This window comes from Thalassospira sp. TSL5-1, assembly GCF_001907695.1.
GTDB lineage: Bacteria > Pseudomonadota > Alphaproteobacteria > Rhodospirillales > Thalassospiraceae > Thalassospira.
Genome location: NZ_KV880638.1, coordinates 129,309 through 149,327, shown reverse-complemented (window position 1 = coordinate 149,327; position 20,019 = coordinate 129,309). Strand labels below are relative to the sequence as shown.

General features: G+C 54.1%; 24 protein-coding genes. 12 read left to right on the top strand and 12 right to left on the bottom strand.

The genetic code is table 11. The features are described 5' to 3' along the window. Positions 1-232 precede the first annotated feature (232 nt). The 8 genes from LF95_RS10195 to hisB all read right to left on the bottom strand — a co-directional run bounded on the left by LF95_RS10195 (position 233) and on the right by hisB (position 4,868). Positions 233-604: a histidine triad nucleotide-binding protein gene (locus LF95_RS10195; RefSeq protein WP_073955066.1), complete on the bottom strand. Its 372-nt coding sequence runs from the start codon at positions 602-604 to the stop codon at positions 233-235. 36 nt (positions 605-640) lie between these two features. Then, the gene (locus tag LF95_RS10190; RefSeq protein ID WP_073955065.1) at positions 641-973 is read right to left on the bottom strand and encodes a phosphoribosyl-ATP diphosphatase; all 333 of its coding nucleotides are present in this window, start codon (positions 971-973) and stop codon (positions 641-643) included. A gap of 84 nt (positions 974-1,057) precedes the next feature. Beyond that, the gene (hisF, locus tag LF95_RS10185; RefSeq protein ID WP_073955064.1) at positions 1,058-1,819 is read right to left on the bottom strand and encodes an imidazole glycerol phosphate synthase subunit HisF; all 762 of its coding nucleotides are present in this window, start codon (positions 1,817-1,819) and stop codon (positions 1,058-1,060) included. Positions 1,820-1,834: 15 nt separating this feature from the next. Next, positions 1,835-2,563: a 1-(5-phosphoribosyl)-5-[(5-phosphoribosylamino)methylideneamino]imidazole-4-carboxamide isomerase gene (gene hisA / locus LF95_RS10180; RefSeq protein ID WP_073955063.1), complete on the bottom strand. Its 729-nt coding sequence runs from the start codon at positions 2,561-2,563 to the stop codon at positions 1,835-1,837. Beyond that, positions 2,560-3,114 carry a GNAT family N-acetyltransferase gene (locus tag LF95_RS10175; protein WP_073956164.1) on the bottom strand — a complete coding sequence of 185 codons (555 nt, stop codon included), beginning with the start codon at positions 3,112-3,114 and terminating at the stop codon, positions 2,560-2,562. The genes hisA and LF95_RS10175 overlap by 4 nt, the downstream gene beginning before the upstream one ends. Then, complete coding sequence (gene hisH, locus LF95_RS10170) at positions 3,111-3,761, bottom strand: imidazole glycerol phosphate synthase subunit HisH (RefSeq protein WP_073955062.1); 651 nt, start codon at positions 3,759-3,761, stop codon at positions 3,111-3,113. The genes LF95_RS10175 and hisH overlap by 4 nt, the downstream gene beginning before the upstream one ends. Then, positions 3,758-4,186 carry a DUF2628 domain-containing protein gene (locus LF95_RS10165; protein WP_073955061.1) on the bottom strand — a complete coding sequence of 143 codons (429 nt, stop codon included), beginning with the start codon at positions 4,184-4,186 and terminating at the stop codon, positions 3,758-3,760. The genes hisH and LF95_RS10165 overlap by 4 nt, the downstream gene beginning before the upstream one ends. A gap of 82 nt (positions 4,187-4,268) precedes the next feature. After that, positions 4,269-4,868 (bottom strand): imidazoleglycerol-phosphate dehydratase HisB, encoded by a 600-nt coding sequence (gene hisB, locus LF95_RS10160; protein ID WP_073955060.1) that lies wholly within the window; start codon positions 4,866-4,868, stop codon positions 4,269-4,271. 221 nt (positions 4,869-5,089) lie between these two features. On the opposite strand from hisB, the gene hslV reads away from it, so the two are divergent. From hslV to LF95_RS10140, 4 genes are all read left to right on the top strand, one after another. Then, complete coding sequence (gene hslV / locus LF95_RS10155; RefSeq protein WP_073955059.1) at positions 5,090-5,659, top strand: ATP-dependent protease subunit HslV; 570 nt, start codon at positions 5,090-5,092, stop codon at positions 5,657-5,659. Between the two features lie 72 nt (positions 5,660-5,731). Further along, positions 5,732-7,042 carry an ATP-dependent protease ATPase subunit HslU gene (gene hslU, locus LF95_RS10150; protein ID WP_073955058.1) on the top strand — a complete coding sequence of 437 codons (1,311 nt, stop codon included), beginning with the start codon at positions 5,732-5,734 and terminating at the stop codon, positions 7,040-7,042. A gap of 204 nt (positions 7,043-7,246) precedes the next feature. Then, positions 7,247-7,603, top strand: coding sequence for a TA system antitoxin ParD family protein (locus LF95_RS10145; protein ID WP_073955057.1), 357 nt, complete (start codon positions 7,247-7,249; stop codon positions 7,601-7,603). Continuing rightward, positions 7,600-8,187 (top strand): zeta toxin family protein, encoded by a 588-nt coding sequence (locus LF95_RS10140; protein ID WP_073955056.1) that lies wholly within the window; start codon positions 7,600-7,602, stop codon positions 8,185-8,187. Before LF95_RS10145 ends, LF95_RS10140 begins: the two co-directional genes overlap by 4 nt. A gap of 11 nt (positions 8,188-8,198) precedes the next feature. On the opposite strand, the gene LF95_RS10135 is transcribed toward LF95_RS10140, so the two are convergent. Together LF95_RS10135 and LF95_RS10130 are read right to left on the bottom strand one after the other, a co-directional pair. Further along, positions 8,199-9,608 carry an ATP-binding protein gene (locus LF95_RS10135; protein WP_073955055.1) on the bottom strand — a complete coding sequence of 470 codons (1,410 nt, stop codon included), beginning with the start codon at positions 9,606-9,608 and terminating at the stop codon, positions 8,199-8,201. Positions 9,609-9,803: 195 nt separating this feature from the next. Next, positions 9,804-10,385 carry a malonic semialdehyde reductase gene (locus LF95_RS10130; RefSeq protein ID WP_073955054.1) on the bottom strand — a complete coding sequence of 194 codons (582 nt, stop codon included), beginning with the start codon at positions 10,383-10,385 and terminating at the stop codon, positions 9,804-9,806. A 359-nt stretch (positions 10,386-10,744) separates the two neighbouring features. Here LF95_RS10130 and LF95_RS10125 point away from each other — a divergent pair, with 359 nt between their 5' ends. The 5 genes from LF95_RS10125 to cysK all read left to right on the top strand — a co-directional run bounded on the left by LF95_RS10125 (position 10,745) and on the right by cysK (position 15,480). Next, positions 10,745-11,923, top strand: a complete 1,179-nt coding sequence (locus LF95_RS10125) for a polysaccharide deacetylase family protein (RefSeq protein WP_252509727.1) — start codon at positions 10,745-10,747, stop codon at positions 11,921-11,923. 125 nt (positions 11,924-12,048) lie between these two features. After that, entirely contained in the window at positions 12,049-13,269 is a 1,221-nt protein-coding gene (gene coaBC, locus LF95_RS10120) for a bifunctional phosphopantothenoylcysteine decarboxylase/phosphopantothenate--cysteine ligase CoaBC (protein ID WP_073955053.1), read from the top strand. A 74-nt stretch (positions 13,270-13,343) separates the two neighbouring features. After that, a complete protein-coding gene (gene dut / locus LF95_RS10115; RefSeq protein ID WP_073955052.1) occupies positions 13,344-13,796 on the top strand; it encodes a dUTP diphosphatase in 453 nt (150 codons plus the stop codon). Positions 13,797-13,874: 78 nt separating this feature from the next. Beyond that, positions 13,875-14,330, top strand: a complete 456-nt coding sequence (locus tag LF95_RS10110; RefSeq protein ID WP_073955051.1) for an RrF2 family transcriptional regulator — start codon at positions 13,875-13,877, stop codon at positions 14,328-14,330. A 202-nt stretch (positions 14,331-14,532) separates the two neighbouring features. Further along, positions 14,533-15,480 (top strand): cysteine synthase A, encoded by a 948-nt coding sequence (gene cysK / locus LF95_RS10105; RefSeq protein ID WP_073955050.1) that lies wholly within the window; start codon positions 14,533-14,535, stop codon positions 15,478-15,480. A 71-nt stretch (positions 15,481-15,551) separates the two neighbouring features. Here cysK and LF95_RS10100 read toward each other — a convergent pair whose 3' ends face one another. Next, positions 15,552-16,748, bottom strand: a complete 1,197-nt coding sequence (locus LF95_RS10100) for a Fic family protein (RefSeq protein WP_073955049.1) — start codon at positions 16,746-16,748, stop codon at positions 15,552-15,554. A 215-nt stretch (positions 16,749-16,963) separates the two neighbouring features. On the opposite strand from LF95_RS10100, the gene LF95_RS10095 reads away from it, so the two are divergent. Next, positions 16,964-17,764, top strand: coding sequence for a HesA/MoeB/ThiF family protein (locus LF95_RS10095; RefSeq protein WP_073955048.1), 801 nt, complete (start codon positions 16,964-16,966; stop codon positions 17,762-17,764). Then, positions 17,754-18,194: a DsrE family protein gene (locus LF95_RS10090; protein WP_073955047.1), complete on the top strand. Its 441-nt coding sequence runs from the start codon at positions 17,754-17,756 to the stop codon at positions 18,192-18,194. Before LF95_RS10095 ends, LF95_RS10090 begins: the two co-directional genes overlap by 11 nt. Before the next feature lie 23 nt (positions 18,195-18,217). Here LF95_RS10090 and LF95_RS10085 read toward each other — a convergent pair whose 3' ends face one another. Beyond that, positions 18,218-18,892: a LysE family translocator gene (locus LF95_RS10085; RefSeq protein WP_073955046.1), complete on the bottom strand. Its 675-nt coding sequence runs from the start codon at positions 18,890-18,892 to the stop codon at positions 18,218-18,220. Positions 18,893-18,961: 69 nt separating this feature from the next. Here LF95_RS10085 and LF95_RS10080 point away from each other — a divergent pair, with 69 nt between their 5' ends. Then, positions 18,962-19,909 (top strand): LysR substrate-binding domain-containing protein, encoded by a 948-nt coding sequence (locus LF95_RS10080; RefSeq protein ID WP_252509726.1) that lies wholly within the window; start codon positions 18,962-18,964, stop codon positions 19,907-19,909. Positions 19,910-20,019 lie beyond the last annotated feature (110 nt).

Below are 20,019 nucleotides of genomic sequence, written 5' to 3'. Positions count from 1 at the left end.
GGCTTTCATTGGCTGGATGGGCGGTTTTGGGGATGTGATGGAAGCAAACAGGCTGTGGATACGGGCCTTATTGCCACAGATAGGGACAGGTGATTGCCTGAGCGATTGGTGACAAAAGGCGGTAAGAGCGCGATTTTATTTCGATATCAAAATGGCATGTGTGATTTTCATCAGGGACATGCCATTTGATCGGGCTATAGAGGCATCTGCCCGGATCGGGCGAAAAAGTGGATCAAGCCTTGGGCAGCATCAGACCCAGTTTTTTACCGCCAATGATATGAACATGAAGATGCGGCACATCCTGGCGGCCGTGTTCGCGGGTATTGGCGATCAGGCGATAGCCATCCTCGACAACACCGGCAGCGGCGGAGATTTTGCCAATCGCCCTTGTATAGGCGATAATTTCCGCATCCGACGCATTTTGGGCAAAATCGTCATAGGAGGTATAAGCCCCCTTGGGAATCACCAGAATATGGGTCGGTGCCTGCGGTGCAATGTCGTGGAAGGCCAGCACATGGTCATCTTCAAAAATCTTGTTACACGGAATCTCTCCGCGCAGAATTTTGGCAAAGATGTTTTCGGGATCATACGGTTTTACGGCCATTGGAACTCTCCTGAAACAGACGGGATATGACCCGGATTATTCGCTACGCGATGCCTTTTCGGCAATACCGGAAATGCCCTCGCGTTTGGCAAGGATGTTCCAGACGTCATCGGGTTTCACCCCCTGATCAGCCCACAGCACCATCAGATGATACAAAAGATCGGCACTTTCGGAGGCCACGTTTTCCGGGCCTTCGGCCAGGGCGGCAATCACGGTTTCAACCCCTTCTTCGCCCACTTTCTGGGCGATTTTGCGCGTCCCCTTGCTAAACAGCTTGGCGGTATAGCTTTCTTCGGGGTCGGCACCTTTGCGGGCGGCCACGGTTTCATACAAACGGTCCAGAATGTCGCCATTCAGTGCTGTGGTCATTTTTTCCGTCCTGCTTTTTGTTTTGGCCCTTGGCAAAGCGTGGCTGAATCACAATATCCAGAGAAACGTTCTATTTCCGAAATGTTATGCGTCGCGCACCGGAATGCCCGCTGCTTTCATGTGATTTTTGACATCGCGAATGCGATAGGTGCCAAAATGGAAGATCGATGCTGCTAGCACGGCGGAGGCGTGACCCTCCGTAACCCCTTGAACCATATGGTCAAGTGTCCCTACCCCGCCCGATGCGATGACCGGAACCGACACGGCATCGGCAATGGTGCGGGTTAGCGGAATGTTAAAGCCCGACTTGGTGCCATCACGGTCCATCGAGGTCACAAGCAATTCACCGGCACCATATTCGGTCATTTGTTTCGCAAAAGAAACGGCATCTATTCCGGTTTCGTTACGACCGCCATGGGTAAAAATCTCGAATTTGTCGGGCCCGGTTGATTTGGCATCGATGGAAACGACAATACATTGCGAGCCAAATTTGCGCGCAGCCTCGCGCACGAAGTCCGGGTTTTTGACCGCGGCCGTATTGATCGAGACCTTGTCCGCCCCGGCCAGCAGCAATTTGCGAATATCTTCAAGGGTGCGCACACCCCCGCCCACCGTAACGGGCATAAAGCAGGCTTCGGCGGTGCGGGCCACCACATCAAAAATGGTGTCGCGGTTATCGCTCGATGCGGTGATATCCAGGAAGCAAAGCTCGTCCGCCCCTTCGGCATCATAGATGCGGGCCTGTTCCACCGGGTCGCCCGCATCGATCAGATCAACGAAATTCACCCCTTTGACCACGCGGCCATCCTTGACATCCAGGCAGGGTATTACACGGGTTTTCAGCATGTCATCTTCCTGTCGTTATGCCAGCGCGGCAATGGCTTGGGCAAGGTCAATGCGGCCATCATAAAGGGCACGGCCCGAAATGGCGCCGTCAATCCCGGCATCGGCCTGGGCCTTGATGGCAAGCAGGTCTTCCAGCGAGGAGACCCCGCCCGAGGCGATGACCGGGGTTGAAATGGCTTTGGCCAGGGCGACGGTTGAGTCGATATTCGGGCCACCCATTGCCCCATCCCGGTCAATATCGGTGAAAATAATCGCCGTTACCCCGCAATCCTCGAATTTCCGGGCCAGGTCAAGGGCGGTGATTTCCGATGTTTCGGCCCAGCCTTCCACGGCAACAAAGCCATCGCGGGCATCAATGCCAACAGCAATACGTCCCGGCCATTTTGCACAGGCTTCCTTAACAAAGTCCGGGTTGCGCAGCGCCACCGTGCCCAAAATAACGCGGTGAACGCCTTTGTTCAGCCAGTAATCAACGGTTTCCATATTGCGGATACCCCCGCCCAGTTGCACCTTGGCGCGTGCGCCAACGGCCGCGAGAATGGAATCAACCGCTGCCCCGTTCACGGGTTCACCGGCAAAGGCCCCGTTCAGGTCCACCACATGAACCCAATGGCAGCCTTTATCGACAAATTCGCCCGCCTGGCTGCCGGGATCGTCGTTAAAGACCGTGGCTTTGTCCATATCGCCGCGCAACAGGCGAACGCAGGCCCCGTCTTTCAGGTCAATTGCCGGATAAAGGTTCACTGTTCGGATTCCTGTATTTTCTTGGTGTAGTAATAGCCTTCGACCATTTTGCCGTCGATCATGGCATAATAGGGATTAATGCCCCAGCGCACATATCCCATGCTGTGATAAAGGGCGATGGCAGCTGTTTGGGTTTCGCGCAAATCCAGTTTCAGCACGCTATAGCCCTTTTGGCGGGCAAAATATTCAATTGCGCGCACAATCGCCTTGCCATTGCCCCGGCCCCGTGCCCAGGGGGCGACAAAATGCCCGGTAATTTGCGCGGAATGGCGTTGGGATTCAAGGTTGGCCGGCGTTTCCAAAAGTTGTGCCGCCCCCGAAATGACCCCGTCGACGCGCGAGACAAACAAATGCCGACCGGGCATCAGCAAAACGCCGCGCCAGTATTTTTCCATTTCCGGGCGACCGGGCGGGGTTAGCCAGCCAAAGCCACCGCCCTCGACAATGGCCTGGATACAGGCATCAACAATGTCCGACAGGTCGCCGGGCGAAAGCTCGGTCACATGTTCGGCAAAAACATTCGGATTCAGGGTAACGCTGGGTCCGCTCATGGTCTCCATCCCAGGAAATTCCCGATCAGGGTCAATCCTGTTTTCTGGCTTTTTTCCGGGTGAAACTGTGTGCCGATCATATTGTCATGACCCACAATTGCAGTAATTTCGGTACCGTAATCAACCCGGGCCAGACGCTGTGACGGGCTATCGATGTGCATGTGAAAACTATGGACAAAATAGGCGTGATCGCCGCTGGAAATACCTGCGAGAACCGGGTGCTGCTGCCCGGTATCATCCAGCAGCAATTCGTTCCAGCCCATATGCGGAATTTTAAGCGACGGATCGTTGGGTTCAATCGCGACCACTTCGCCGTCAATCCAGCCCAACCCGTCGGTATCTTCAAATTCGCGACCGACCTTTGCCATGAGTTGCATGCCAACACAAATGCCCAAAAAGGGTTTGCCCCCCTTAATGACCTGTTCTTCCAGCATGTCCACCATGCCTTCCACCGCATCCAGGCCGGCACGGCAATCGGCAAAGGCCCCAACACCGGGCAATACGATATGGCTGGCATCGCGGACATGATGCGGATCGTCGGTGACGACAACATCAAGGGCAAGGTTGTTTTCGCGGGCCGCACGCTCGAATGCCTTGGCGCAAGAACGCAGATTGCCTGAACCGTAATCAATAATCGCGACGGTCATGGGGTGGGGTTGCTCCCGTAATAGGACGAAACAGGGGTTGGGGTGATGGCGGTATTTTTCACCGCCCGATGGACATATTGGTGCAGGGCGTCTTGTTCGCTATGGCTGGCAATGATCTCCACCATTTTCCAGCCCTGCTTTGCCAGTTTGCGGCGACGCAGGTCATTGGCAACCAGGCCAAAGCCGATGGAAACCACGATATTAAGCAAAAAGTCCATTTCCGGGCCGCCATTGGCGAGATGAATCGCAAGGTTGACCAGGCCGGACACCACCAGCAGGCCAATAAAGGCCAGCCATTGCCGGTGAAAAAGCGCCCACAGGCCGGTCAGCAGAAATGCCCAGAAATTGAAACCTTCACGCACCAGTACCGCATTCTCGATCGGATCGGCCTGGCCGGGGTTGATATGAACGGTGTAAACCTTCATCGAAATTCAGACTTTCGTCCCGGAACCGGTTAATAGACCCCGGAATGGATTGGCCTGGGAGGCAGGCCGGAAAACAGGGCGTTTACAATGACCCGCCCAGAACACCCTTTGTTGACGGAATGGCATCAGATTTGCGCGGATCAATTTCGATCGCATCGCGCAGGGACCGTGCCAGCGCCTTAAAGCTGCTTTCGATAATATGGTGATTGTTTTCACCATACAGGTTTTCAACATGCAGCGTAATGCCCGCCGCCTGGGCAAAGCCCTGAAACCATTCGCGGAACAGTTCGGTGTCCATATCGCCGATTTTATCGCGGGTGAAGGTGACATTCCAGATCAGGTAAGGGCGGCTGGAAATATCCAGCGCAACGCGGGTCAAGGCCTCGTCCATTGGCAGGAGGCAGCTGCCATAACGGGTGATGCCTTTTTTGTCGCCCAGTGCCTTGGCAAAAGCCTGGCCAATCGCGATGCCGGAATCTTCGGTGGTATGATGGAAATCGATATGCAGGTCGCCTTTAGCGCGAACCGTCAGGTCCATCAGGCTGTGGCGTGAAAGCTGTTCAAGCATGTGATCCAGAAAACCCACACCGGTTTCGATGTCATAGACACCGGTGCCGTCAAGATTGATTTCGGCGGTGATCCGGGTTTCGTTGGTATTGCGCTCTACGCGGGCCTTGCGCATGCAAAGCTCCTTTCCTGCAAAATCAATGCGTCTGTCAGCAGGTTATTTAGCAACATCGCATCTGAATTGCCAGTTTAACCGCATACCCAATGGCCGCAAAAAGCATCCGGGGTTAAAAACAGCACAGTCTGGCAAGCCAGCCACGCCCAACCCCTTGACCCTGCCTTTCTACGTGCTAACTCTTGACCGGAACATGTAAAGGCCAATTTCAGGAAGTTTTCATGAGCGATCAATCGCAGCAAAGCTGGCACGGGACGACGATTCTGTCCGTTCGCAAGGGTAATCAGGTGGTGATTGCCGGTGACGGGCAGGTGTCCTTGGGCCAGACCGTGATCAAGGGCAATGCCCGCAAGGTGCGCCGTATCGGCCAAAAGCAGGACATTATTGTCGGCTTTGCTGGGGCCACTGCCGATGCCTTTACCCTGCTCGAACGGCTTGAAGCCAAATTGGAGCGCCACCCCGGCCAGACCATGCGTGCCTGCGTCGAACTGGCAAAAGACTGGCGGACGGATCGTTATCTGCGCCGTCTTGAAGCGATGATGGCCGTTGTTGACCGTGATATTTCACTGGTTTTGACAGGCATGGGCGATGTGCTGGAACCCGAAGATGGCATTATCGCCATTGGATCGGGCGGGAATTATGCGCTGTCAGCGGCCCGCGCCCTGATTGACCAGGATATGGATGCCGAGGAAATTGCCCGCCGGGCCATGAAGATTGCCGGCGAGATTTGTGTTTACACAAATGGCAGTATCACGCTTGAAAAAATCGATGAGGCAAAGGACGTCGCCTGAGCGAGACGTCTGTCATCTGCGTCGTGATTGCCCATTATGGGGATCACCGCGTTACAAACCGGACCAAAATACATGACACAGCAATTCAGCCCGCGCGAAATTGTTTCAGAACTTGATCGCCACATCATCGGACAAAAAGAGGCCAAGCGCGCCGTCGCGGTGGCCCTGCGCAATCGCTGGCGCCGCCAGCAACTGACCGAGCCGATGCGCGGCGAAGTTCTGCCCAAAAACATTCTTATGATCGGCCCGACCGGGGTGGGTAAAACCGAAATCGCCCGCCGCCTTGCCAAGCTGGCCGATGCGCCCTTTCTGAAGGTCGAGGCGACCAAATTTACCGAAGTCGGTTATGTCGGGCGCGATGTGGAGCAGATCATTCGTGACCTTCTGGAAGTTTCCATCGATCTGACCCGCTCGATGATGAAACGCAAAGTCACTGCCAAGGCGGAATTGCAGGCCGAGGAACGCATCCTTGATAGCCTGGTTGGTGAAAATGCGTCGGCCGAAACGCGCCAGAAATTCCGCAAGAAACTGCGCGAAGGTGAATTGCAGGATAAGGAAATCGAGATTCAGGTCCAGGAAAGTGCCGCAACCTCGATGCCGACCATCGACGTACCGGGCATGCCGGGCGCACAGATGGGGATGCTGAACCTGTCGGATATGTTCGGCAAAGCCTTTGGCGGCCAGACCAAGGCCAAACGCATGAGCGTTGCCGATGCCTTTGAACGCCTGATCGAGGAAGAATCCGACAAGCTTCTCGATATGGAAAAGGTGACAGCCGAAGCCATCGAGAATGTCGAACAGAACGGTATTGTTTTCCTCGACGAGATCGACAAGATCACTGCACGGTCCGAACGTGGGGGTGATGTGTCGCGTGAAGGGGTACAGCGCGATCTGCTGCCCCTGATCGAGGGCACCACGGTTTCCACCAAGCATGGCACGGTGAAAACCGACCATGTGCTGTTTATCTGTTCTGGGGCGTTTCATCTGGCAAAACCGTCGGACCTGCTGCCGGAATTGCAGGGTCGTTTGCCGATCCGTGTTGAGCTCAAGGCCCTGACGGAAGCTGATTTCCGCAGCATCCTGCTCGAACCCGAAGCATCGCTGATCAAGCAATATATCGCCCTGATGGGGACCGAGGATGTGACGCTGGAATTTAGCGATGATGCGATTGACGAAATCGCCCGCATTTCGGCAATGGTGAACGAAACCGTTGAAAATATTGGGGCGCGCCGCCTGCATACGGTTCTGGAAAAGCTTCTCGATGAAATCAGCTTTACCGCCACCGACCGTTCGGGTGAAAAGGTCGTGATCGATGCGCAATATGTGCGCGATCAGGTCGAGGAACTGTCGAAAAACACCGATCTGTCGAAATTCATTCTTTAATCGTAATGGTCGGGGTTTTCCGACCGGCATGATTAATTTTAAAAGGCCGGCGCGGTCATCGCGTCGGCCTTTTGCGTTTGCTTTTGGTAAAAAACGCTTTTGGGGGACGGCGTGCCGAAATCTTGATAAGGAGGTGGCATTTTGCTACCTTTTAATCAGGTGGAATTTTGCCACCTTTAGTCAGATGAGAGCAAGGAGGTGATCATGCCGCAATCTGTGAAACTGTCTGACGAGATTATGGCCCTGGTTCGACATGAGGCGGATATTCACAGTCGTTCTGTTGCCGGGCAGATCACTCATTGGCTGAAAATCGGACGGGCAATTGAACATTCCGGCAGTTTTGACCATGCCAAAATTACGGCAGCACTTGAGGGTGCCCGCGATACAACCGAATTGAGCAGCGAAGAAGAAGCATTGTGGCTTGATAGCTTTGTCACGCAAATGGCTGAACCGTCTGATTCGGAACAGGCGTTTTTTGCCAAACGCCGAAAACTGGGTCAGGGCGTTGGGTTGGATGCAGGCGGTAATTTGTGTTTTGCCAAAGATGATGATGCCGCATGAAACCCAGCCTTGTTTTGCTGGCCGGGCCAAACGGGGCTGGTAAGTCCACCCTTTATCAGACCCGTATTGCCCCGCATTTTGCGGGCCCTTTCATCAATGCGGATATAATCCAGCGAGATGAATTACAGGACCGTTCGTTGCCGGCTTCTTATGACGCTGCAAGGATTGCGGATGATCGCCGATCCAGAATGCTGGAACTGCGGAAAAGTTTCGCAACGGAAACCGTTTTTTCCCATCCTTCCAAGTTGCAGTTTATCGATGATGCCAAAGGGCGGGGCTATATCGTTATCGTTGCGCATGTGGGTGTGGAGAGTGCCGATCTTTCGGTGGCGCGAGTCAGGGAACGTACTCGCGAAGGCGGACATGATGTGCCCGAGGATAAAATCCGGGCGCGCTATGATCGGGGGCAGCCGTTGATTCGGGATGCCGTTTTACGTGCGGATCGGGGTATGGTTTTTGATAATTCCAGGCTTAACCAACCGCCGCAGCAGGTTTTGCTGTTTGCCGATGGCCGTCTTGTGCAGGCCGCACCGATCCTGCCAAATTGGGTTTTGACAACCTATGATGCAGACCTGTCACGATAAGAGGCGTTTTGTCACGCCCGATGAAGTTTATGCACGTTATCGCCGATTTGGGCGGGCAGATAGACGGTAAAGACCGATCCCTTGCCCACTTCGCTATCGATGGTCATGGTGCCGCGATGGCGCTGCACAAGATGTTTGACAATGGCCAGGCCAAGGCCGGTGCCGCCGACAGCACGCGAACGCGCGGTATCGACACGGTAAAAACGTTCGGTCAGACGGGGCAAATGCTCCCGGGCAATACCATCGGACTGGTCGCATACCGAAACAGCCATGATGCGGCTGTGACGATAGCGCGCCAGGGCTGCTGGCGGGTTTTTCGCCAGATCAAGTTTGACATCGACCGTGCTGTCCTGATGGCCGTATTTGATGGCGTTTTCGATCAGATTCTGGAAAACCTGGATCAGTTCCTTTTCTTCGCCAATCGTGTGTGTGTTTTCCAGGCTGGAGGTCACACGGATGGTCATGTTTTTGGCATCCGCCTTGACCTTGAGCGCCATTGCCACCTTGTCAATAATGGTGCTGACATCACAATCGTTCGATGGCGGGGTGTGTTCGTTAAGTTCGATGCGGGCAAGCGACAGCAAATCTTCAACAAGGCTTTGCATGCGTTGCGCCTGATCGCGCATCACCGGCAGGAACTGGCCCAGAGCATCGGGGTCATCCTTGGCCGGGCCTTCCAGCGTTTCGATGAAACCCAGCAAGACGGAAAGCGGGGTGCGTAATTCATGCCCGGCATCGGCGGCGAAATCGGCGCGCATCTGTTCGACCTTGCGCAGTTCGGTCAAATCACTAAAGGACAGCACGAAATTGCGGTTGCCGGTTTCGGCGGGCAAATGGGCGGTCAGAACGTCAAAATGGCGTTGTGCGTCACTGGAAAGCACAAATTCCGTATGCTGCATTTTGCGACGGCCAGACGAAACTGTATCAAAGGCATCAAGCAAAATGGGGTCCCGGATGAACCGGGTCAGGTCATAGCCGGTTTCCAGATTGTGAAACAGCGACTTTGCCGCCTGGTTAAAGCCGGTTACCGTGCGCTGGCGATTGACCATAATCACCGGATTGGGCAAATGATCGAGAATTTCGGCATCGGTGCTGGTTTGCGCCTCAAGTGTCAGGATGCGTTCGCGAAAGGCGGTTGAGATCTGGGTATAAAGCGAGGATAGCTCGGCGGCGGCCTCGAATGTCAGGCGTTGGGGCGGGGTGCCGCGAAAATGATCGCGCAGGGTGGCAGCGTAACGCGCCACAGCTCGCAAATCCTTGAAATAGATGCGCAGCAGGCCGACAATGCCCAGCCAGGATGCCCCGGCAGCAATGATGGCAAGTCCCCAGGCAATCTGGTCGGATGCGGCCAGCAAGACCAGAATGGCAGTTGGTGGAATGTTAAGTGCGAACGCTGTCGCGAGCAATTGCCGAAAGCCCAAGGGTTTCTCCAGATCAAAACGCCTGCATCAAAATGGCGATACAAATTTGGCCTACCATGATGATGTAAGAGTGAATATCAAATCAACTTTAGATGACAGTTTTCAATTCATTGAAAAATATCGGGTTTTTCATATGAAAAATGCCGCCGCGTTTGAAAACAGGGCGGCATCGGATGGAGTCGCCTTTTTAGCGCGTTAGATGATGCTGGCACCCTCGTTAAAGGCCATGCGCGGGCTGCGATCAAACAGTTTTGCAGGGTCGCCATAGCCGATATTGATCATGAAATTGGTTTTGACGGCGGTACCGGCAAAAAATTCGCGATCAACCCCATCGGCATCAAAGCCGGACATCGGCCCGCAATCAAGACCAAGCGCGCGTAATGCCATAATCAGATAGGCGCCTTGCAGGCTGGCATTGCGAAAGGCGGTAGCCTTGATCAGGTCATCATTGCCAACAAACCACGAACGGGCATCGGCATGGGGGAACAACGCGGGTAGCTTTTCGTAAAATTCCATGTCCTGGCCGATAATGGCTGTGACCGGGGCTGTCATGGTTTTGGCGCGGTTGCCTTCGGCCATCAGCGGTTCAAGCCGGGCCTTGGCGTCGCTGCTTTCGACAAAGACAACACGCATCGGTTCACAATTGGCGCTGGTGGGGCCCATCACGGCAATATCCCAGGCCTGTTTTAACAGGGCGCGGTCCACTTTTTTATCCAGCCAGCCATTATGGCTGCGTGCATCATGAAACAGGATATCGAGAGCTTTTTGATCAATCATTGCGAAAACTTTCCGGATTGTTCAGAATTCAAGAGTAATCAACCTCTTAAGAAGAGCCTATGCAATTAAGGTGGCAATGAGAAGGCCGGACTTGTGATGCTGTGGTTCGCGCATCTATTTCGGGTTGGGAGAGGTATAGCCAAGTACGATAACGGCATCCTATGGAACGATACCTGTGGCGCATATAATCAACACAGGTTTTATGGTAGTTAATGGCAATCAAATGCCGAAGACCACAAAAATATCGGGGAACGAGCAAAGGCGTTATCGTGCTTTGCCACAATGTCGCGATAATGGCGCTGTTTCATATCGCGCAATCGATGCACATATCATTGAATGGCATGGAAAAACCAATGCAGATGAATAAGAATAATTGGTGCTGTCGCGCACGGGCAAAAGCAGAAAAACATCACGATACCAGAATGCGCAGCGCGCTGTTTTTGGCCGCAGGAGCACTGGTTTTTGGACTGGCGGTACCCGCATGGGCGCAATCTGACACCAATATGGAAAAGGCGGCGGATGTCAGCTCTGGTACGGGGGCCAGTGCCAGCAGCGATACGGCAGCAAAGCCATCCGCCAGCAAAGACGATTCCTCGGCGGTGGTGTTCATGTATCACCGGTTTGGCGAAAGCGAATATCCTTCGACCAATATCAAGCTCGATCAGCTTTCGGCCCATATCGCCGAGCTGGAAAAACCCAAATATCATGTGATGGATGTCGCCGATATTGTTGCGGCGATTGCCAATGGCAAGGCCCTGCCCGATCGCGCGATTGGCATTACGGTGGACGATGCCTATCGCACTTTTTATTCCCAGGCCTGGCCAATGTTTAAAAAGGCAGGGCTGCCGGTTACGGTGTTTGTCTCCACCAGCCAGCTTGATGATGGTTATGAAAGCTATATGACCTGGGATATGGTGCGCGATCTGGTCAAGCAGGGGGTAAAAATTGGCGGTCATAGTGACAGCCACGCCCATTTATCCTCTATCCCGATTGCAGATGTGAAGGCGGAACTGGCAAAATCGGCCCAGCGGTTCAAACAGGAACTGGGTTTTGTGCCCGAATTGTTTGCTTACCCCTATGGCGAAGCCAGCAGCGAAGTGCAGCAGGCGGTGCGCGATGCCGGTTATAAGGCCGCCTTTGGTCAGCAAAGCGGCGGGTTTGATAAAAGCGCCGATATGTTCTATCTGCCACGCTTTGCGCTCAATGAACATTATGGCTCGTTAGACCGGTTTGAACTGGCGGCAAATTCCCTGCCGCTGGATGTTTCCGACCTGACGCCGGCGGATTATACCCTGAGCCGTAACCCGCCCGCCTTCGGGTTTACCCTGTTGCAACCGGCCAGGGATGTGCAATGTTATCCGTCCGATGGGACCGCCACCCTAAGCCGCCTGGGCGAGGAACGGGTGGAAGTGCGCCTGGATGGCCCCGTTTCGCCGGGGCGCTGGCGGATCAATTGCACGGCTGCCGGGCCGGATGGGCGCTGGCGCTGGTTGGGTATGCTCTATACCGTTCCTGAAGGACTGAAAAACCCCGGTTAATTCCGGGGTTTTCCCTTATTTACGTATCATTTTCGTTTTTTATAGCGAAATAACGGCTATTGCGTGTTGAACCGCAACGCGCTAGGTTATCCACAGTTCGATAACGTAAATAATGGCCATCCACAGTGCTAACAGGAAAAAACATACTTTTAATCATCTCGGGCGGTATTGCCGCCTATAAGGTGTTGGAAGTCATCCGCCGTTTGCGCGATCAGGGGGCCTCGATCCGTGCCATCCTGACCAAGGGCGGGGCCGAGTTTGTCACCCCGTTGTCGGTGTCGGCGTTAACCGAAAACAAGGTTTACCAGGATCTTTTTTCCCTGACGGATGAAGCCGAGATGGGCCATATCCGGCTGTCACGCGAGGCGGATTTGGTGCTGGTGGCACCGGCCAGTGCCGATATTCTGGCAAAAATGGCGGCGGGCATGGCCAATGATTTGGCGACAACCGCCCTTTTGGCGACCAACAAGCCGGTTTTGGTGGCGCCGACCATGAATGTCGAAATGTGGAACAATCCCGCCACCCAGGCCAATATTGCCACGCTGGAAAGTCGGGGCATTTTGCGTATTGGCCCGGCAGGCGGCGATTTGGCCTGTGGGGAAACCGGCACCGGGCGGCTGGCCGAACCGGCCGAAATCATTGCCGCCGTGCAGGATTTTTTCGCCCGTCAGGAAGGGCCAAAACCGCTTGCCGGAAAAAAGGCCGTTGTCACCAGCGGCCCGACGCATGAGCCGATTGACCCGGTGCGTTATATTGCCAATCGGTCATCAGGCAAGCAGGGCCATGCCATTGCCGCCGAACTGGCGCGTGCCGGGGCCGATGTGACGCTGGTTTCCGGCCCGGTCAACCTGCCGGACCCTGTGGGTGTGAATGTGGTGCGCGTGGAAACCGCGCGCGATATGCTGGCATCGGTGCAGGCGCAAATGCCTGCTGACATTGCGATTTTTGCTGCTGCCGTTGCCGATTGGCGCATCAAGGATCAGGCCGGACAGAAAATAAAGAAAACCGGTGACGGGGCCTTGCCGGTTCTGCAATTTGCCGAAAACCCCGATATTTTGGCAACCATCAGCCAAACCGGCCCGTTGCGCCCGGCGTTGGTGGTGGGCTTTGCCGCCGAAACCGAAAATGTTGTGGACCATGCACGCGCCAAACGGGCGCGCAAGGGATGTGACTGGATATTGGCCAATAATGTTGCGCCCGATAGCGGCACCTTTGGCGGTGACAATAATGAAATCCATCTGATTGCCGGAAATGAGGCAACAGGTGACGAGGTCTGGCCCAAGCAAAGCAAAATCGCGGTGGCAAGAACACTGGTTTCCCGCATTGCCCGGCATTTTGACACGTAAATATACCCCGGAATACGACCCGGTGCTGCCTGGTGCCGTGCGCAGAACATGTAAAGACGAAACAGGATATGTGAATGACGACGTTGTCTGTTGATTTGAAGGTTTTGGATCATGGCCGGGATTTGCCCCTGCCCGCTTATGCCACGGCACAGGCGGCAGCGGTGGATTTGCTTGCCGCCATTGATGCCGATGTGGTGATTGCGCCGGGCAAGCGCGCCATGATCGAAACAGGCATTGCCATTGCCCTGCCCGCCGGATTTGAAGCCCAGGTGCGCCCGCGTTCGGGGCTGGCGGCGAAAAATGGTGTCACGGTGTTAAACAGCCCCGGCACGATTGATGCGGATTATCGCGGCGAGATCAAAGTTATTTTGATCAATTTTGGTGACGGGGATTTTCGCATCGAACGGGGCATGCGCATTGCGCAAATGGTGATTGCGCCCGTGACCCAGGTTGGATGGAATGTGGTGGCGGACCTTGATGCCACCGAACGCGGAGAAGGTGGTTTTGGGTCAACAGGTGTGGCCTGACCCAAAACCCGAATGAATGTTCAGCGCAGATCTCGTGGCTGCGAGGACAGGCATAATCGAGGGAGCAAACGAGAAACGATGCTTAAACTTTCAAAAAAGATGCTGTTTGCCATCGAAGCTGTGGTGGACATTGCCTATAACGCGGCAGGTGAACCGGTCCAGAGCCGGGATATTACCGCCCGGCAGGGGATTCCCAAACGCTATTTGGAACAGACCCTGCAACAGCTTGTACGGGCCGATATTTTGACCGGTGTGCGCGGGCCGCGCGGGGGCTATCGGTTGGCACGGGAACGGCGCCGTATTACCCTTGCCGATATTGTTGCGGTGATTCGCTCGATGGAAACATCGGAAGATCCGATCGAGGATCCGGCAGGATCGCCGCTGGGCAAGGAAGTGGTGCGACCCTTGTGGCGGGAGCTTCAGGATACGATGATGAAGCAGCTGGAACATATTACGGTCGAAGATTTGTGTAACCGTGCCCGTGATGCCGGTTTGCGCAGCGGGATCGAGGAATCGCCGGATTTTATCATCTGATTTTTCGATCAGGTCGCTTGTGGTACGGCTTTATACCACAGAACAATTTCGCAATTTGCATGGATTGCACATTGGCAAATGGCGACGCAGTGCCGAAGAAATGTAAATATTCCTTGTGGACTCTTTGACTTGGGGTAAACTTGGATTAAATACAGATACAATATGTGTTGATTTGTAATACACACAAAAATGCGAGGAAATCATGACTGAGTTTCGCGGCAAGATTTATGAAAGCATCATCGATACCATTGGGGCCACACCGCTGGTGCGCCTGTCGCGTATTGCCGATGCCGAAGGGGCCAAGGCAGAGATTCTTGGCAAGCTGGAATTTTTCAATCCGCTGGCATCGGTCAAGGATCGCATTGGTCTGGCGATGATCGAGGCTGCTGAAAAAGACGGCCGCATTAAACCAGGTGCGACCCTGGTTGAGCCGACCTCGGGCAATACCGGTATTGCGCTGGCATTTGTTGCGGCGGCCAAGGGATATAAGCTGATCCTGACCATGCCCGAAAGCATGTCGCTGGAACGGCGCAAGATGCTGATGCTTTTGGGTGCGGAAATTGACCTGACCCCGGCGGCCAAAGGCATGAAGGGGGCGGTTGCCCGTGCGGAAGAACTGACCCAGGAAATTGACGGCGCCATCATGCTCCAGCAATTTGATAACCCCGCCAACCCGGAAATCCATCGCAATACCACCGCACAGGAAATCCTTAAGGATACCGACGGTAAGGTTGATATCTTTGTTGCCGGTGTAGGCACGGGCGGTACGCTCAGCGGTGTTGCCAGCGTGCTGAAGGAAAAAAATCCTGACGTGCAGATTATTGCCGTTGAACCCGAAGACAGCCCGGTGATTTCGGGTGGTGCACCGGGACCGCATAAAATTCAGGGTATTGGTGCCGGGTTTATTCCGGGCAATCTTGATACCAAACTGATCGACAAGGTCATGACGATTGGCAATGAAACCGCGTTCTCGACGGCTCGCAAGCTGGCCGCCCTTGAAGGCGTTCCGACCGGGATTTCGTCGGGTGCGGCGGTGGCTGCCGCCATCGAACTGGGCCAGATGCCGGAAAATGAAGGCAAACGGATTGTCGTGATCATTCCGTCCTTTGCGGAACGGTATCTTTCGACCCCGCTGTTTGAAGGGCTTTGAGCCATTTTCTGGCTTATATAATTAACTGAGAAAAGGCCCGGAGACTTGAGATTTTCCGGGCCTTTTTCGTTCTATTGTGGTTGTTCGGGAAACAGGCCTGGCATCCACTTTCCGGCAAGGGTTGCCGGGAATGCAAGGCGAAATGGTGCTTTCGCGTTTTCGCTGGTCAGCACATTTTGCTGTTGTAAGGCCGAGGTAACGCGCCGTGCCTGACGCTCGACAACATCAAGTAAGCCAGGAATATCACTACGTGGTAACTCCCCGCGATACAGAATTGCATCCAGGATAACATCAGATTTTGTTGGGAGTGCATTTGCGGTTATTTCTGCACGGACCCATGATAAAATTCGTTCCCGCAGCCGGTTGGGTTCCACAAGTGTGCGCATGAATTTTACCTGGTCAATGGCTGTTTGCATGAAGAATTCGGTAAAATTGATCAATGCGTTCTGACTTAATTGGCCACGACCATCAAGATCACCCTGTCGTATCTTGTCGCAATTGGCCAGGTGCCGTTTATATTCAGCTTCCTGTCGGGCAAGACCGCGCGCCACCGACCATATTGCTCCCGTATCAAGGCTTTCAAGCAACATGGCATGGGTCATCAATCTTGTCACACGACCATTGCCGTCCAAAAATGGGTGAATCCATAAAAGGCGATGGTGGGCTGCTGCTGCGGCGAGAATTTTGTTTGTAAGGTTTAATTTGCCATAAGCGTTGGCAAAACGCTCCAGGAAGCGTGGGATTGCACCGGGACTGACGGGAACATGCCGTCCAACCTGCACATCCCTATCCCGAAAAGCGCCGGGCACCACAGATACTTCTTTTCCGGTTTGTGGGTCGGTCGTTGAAAGCAGGTCATCGGGTAGTAATTCGCAAAATCGTTCGTGTATTTCGATTAAGCCATCAACGCTGGAGGCGCGTCCTACAAGACCTCCATCATCGATCCATTTTTGTACCGTGATATGTGCTTTTGCTTCCAACTGCAAATCTCGTTTACGGGCATCTGTACTGTAGTCGTCTTGTAGTGCGCGTTCAATATCAACAGGGTGGGTGTTGTGACCTTCGATCAGATTGCTGTAATAGCAGTTCATTGATCGCACCAGATTGGCCAGCGATGATACAATGCTTTGTGGCAGGCTACTTTTGAAGGCTGCTGATTCTGCGGTGAGCTCCATCGCCAGATCAATCAGGTTTTCCCGACGTTTTGCACTTTCGGAAACAAGCATTGGTTCCATTAAATCAACAGCTTCACCACGATCTTCTGCCATCTGAATGTCCGCTTTTATGACCGGTAAAAAATTATATTTTTCTCCTTATATCACAATGAATTGGGATGGATAATAGTTATTGACATGTCCGTCATTATGTCCGGGTAAATGTCCGGTTGGTCGGGGTTTTATAAATACATTTGTTTTGCAATTTTATGATTGAGCGATAGGGCCTCGCATCCTATCTCTAGGGAAGTAACCAGTGAGGCCCGAAGATGGATTTTGACTTTAGTGACAGCGAAATACAGCGTTATGCCCGCCATATCGTTTTAAAAGACGTGGGCGGAACGGGTCAGATGAAGTTGAAACAGGGGCGCGTGCTGATTGTCGGGGCCGGTGGGCTGGGCTCGCCGCTGGCGATGTATCTGGCGGCGGCCGGGGTTGGCACCATTGGTATCGTTGATGACGATGTTGTGGAACTTTCCAACCTGCAACGCCAGATCGCACATGGCATGAGCGACCTTGGCACGGCCAAGGTTGAAAGTGCCAAACAGACCATGATCAATATGAACCCGGAAGTTACGGTTCAAACCCATCAGACGCGGTTGAATGCGGGAAATGTTGTCGATCTGATTTCGCAATATGATGTGATTGCCGATGGCTCGGATAATTTTGAAACCCGGTTTTTGCTTAATGATGCCTGCTATTTTGCCGGTAAAACCCTGGTCAGCGGGGCGGCGTTGCGGTTTGACGGACAGGTTTCCACCTTCAAGGCCTATTTGGGCGCCCCCCATCCGTGTTATCGCTGCATTTATCATGCGCCGCCCCCGGCGGATGCCATTCCATCCTGTTCGCAAGGTGGTGTTTTGGGGGCGGTTGTCGGCACGATTGGTGGCTTGCAGGCGACCGAAGTGCTTAAGGAACTGATGGGCATTGGCGAAAGCCTGAGCGGGCAATTGATGATTATTGATGCCCTGTCTGCAAGTTTCCGCAAAATTCGCGTCCCGCGCGATCCGGGGTGCCCGATTTGTTCTGAAAAAGCAACAATTAAGGATTTAAGCTGTCATGAGCACTGAGACCCGCCCTGAGGCTTCCGTTGCGAAATTGTCGCTGGTGGTGTTTTCCGGCAGCTATGAAAAAGTTCATTACGCCCTGGTAATGGCAAGTGCGGCCCTGGCAACTGGCCGGGATGTGACCCTGTTTTTCACGATGGAAGCCAGCCGCACCCTGCTGGCCCCGTCGGGCTGGCGGCATTTACGCACCGATGCCCAGGGGGCCACGGCCACCAGCCTTGATTTTGGTTATTCCGAACGCGGTGTTGCCGGTTTTGAAGAGCTGCTGTCGGCTTGTGGCGACCTGGGGGCCAAATTTATGGTCTGTGAAATGGGCCTGCGTGCCCTGGGCCTGGAAAATGAAAAACGCCGCAGTGATCTTGATATTGAAGTGGGTGGTGTGGTGACATTTTTAAACGATGCCCGCCAGGACGGCGAGATGCTGTTTATCTGACGTGCCGATGTCGGCCTTGCCGGTTAGTTGCTGGTCAGGATTTTAATGCCCAGACCCGCCAGGCACGCCCCCACCCCGCGTTCGATCCAGCCTTTTACCCCTTCGATGCGGGCCTGAATGGCTGGCAGGGTGAGGGCCAGGGCGACAATGGCAAACCAGACCATGTGGCAAAGCGCAATGAATACGCCATAACCGATTTGCAGTATTGCACTGCTGTCGCTGGAAATAACCTGGCTGAACAGCGACACAATAAACAGCATTGCCTTGGGATTGAGGGCATTGCAGGCAAAGCCGCTCCAGAAGGGCGCCGACCGGCTTTTTGCGGTTGGGGTTTTGGCATCCGTTATTGTTTCGGTTTCGATATTTTCTGCCCTGTCATTTTTACGCCGTTTCAGAATTTGGATCAGATCGGGCCAAAAGGCGCTGATGCCCAGCCAGATCAGATAACATGCGCCCAGAATACGAATGGTATTCAGCACCCACACATTGTTGGCAAAAATAACGCCAAGCCCGATCATGGTATAGGCCACATGCACCGAAATGCCGGTGCCAATGCCAATGGCACATAACACCCCTGCCTTGCGCCCGCGTGACAGGGCAATGCGCGTCACCATCGCAAAATCGGGGCCGGGGCTGATGACGGCGAGGATGGTGATCACGGCCACCGCAATCATTTCGACAGAAACAGTATCGGCCATTTTGATTTTCCTTGATCTGTGAGAAAATCAATTATTACGGTGGAATATGTGCCGGAAAATCGAAATAAAATGGGATTTATGGTGAATAATATTCACATAAAACGCGGGTTCTTGCCCCTGGCCTCCCTGCCCGCCTTTGAGGCCGCCGCCCGCCATCAAAGCTTTTCGCGCGCGGCAGAAGAATTGAACCTCACACATGGCGCGATCAGCCGGGCGGTAGCCCAGATCGAGGATCGGCTGGGTGTTGACCTGTTTGTGCGGCGAAACCGGCGGGTTTACCTGACCCGCGCCGGTCAGCGTTTGTTACGAACAGCCAATGAAATGCTGACGGCGCTGGACCGCACGGTCGAGGAAATTCATCGCCATGATGTAAATTCGCCCATCCTGTCGGTGTCGTGTGAGCCGAGCCTGGCGATGCGCTGGTTGATGCCGCGTTTGGGCCGGTTTCGCGAGGATAACCCTGATTTGAATATTGAAATGCACATGGCGGGCGGGCCGGTGGATTTGCTGGCATCGGGTTATGACATTGCCATTCGCCGCCAGGATTTTGGCGTGCCGGAGGACTATGTTGTCACCCCGTTATGGGCGGAACGGGCAGGTCCGGTTTGCGACCCGGCGTGCTGGCAAACCATTTTGGAACGTGATTTGAGCAAGGCCCGCTGGCTGCACAGCCGCACCCGCCCCGAAGCGTGGGAGATTTGGAAAAAAGCCAGCGGCTATGAAGGCCGCCCGGCCAGCGAACAGTATTTTGACCATTTCTTTTTTGCCCTGCAGGCGGCGGTTAACCGGCTCGGTACGGCCATTGGTTCCCTGCCGCTGGTGATTGATGATTTGGCAGCGGGGCGGTTATGTGCGCCCATGGGCATGGCGCCTACGGGCAATGATTATGTGATGCTAACCCTGGATTCCCCGAAAAAGGATGGCCGAATTGCCCGTTTTGCCAGGTGGCTTTCAGCACAGTCTTCTGAAACGACAGATATGGCAAATCAGTTGTTTCCTGCACCGCATGGCACCTGAAATGGCAAAATGAAACGGACTGTTATATGTGGCGCTATCTGTGCCAGATATTTCCATAATGGAACATTGGGTGAATATCTCACGTTAAGGTTTCAGGTTCTTAAGCGGGA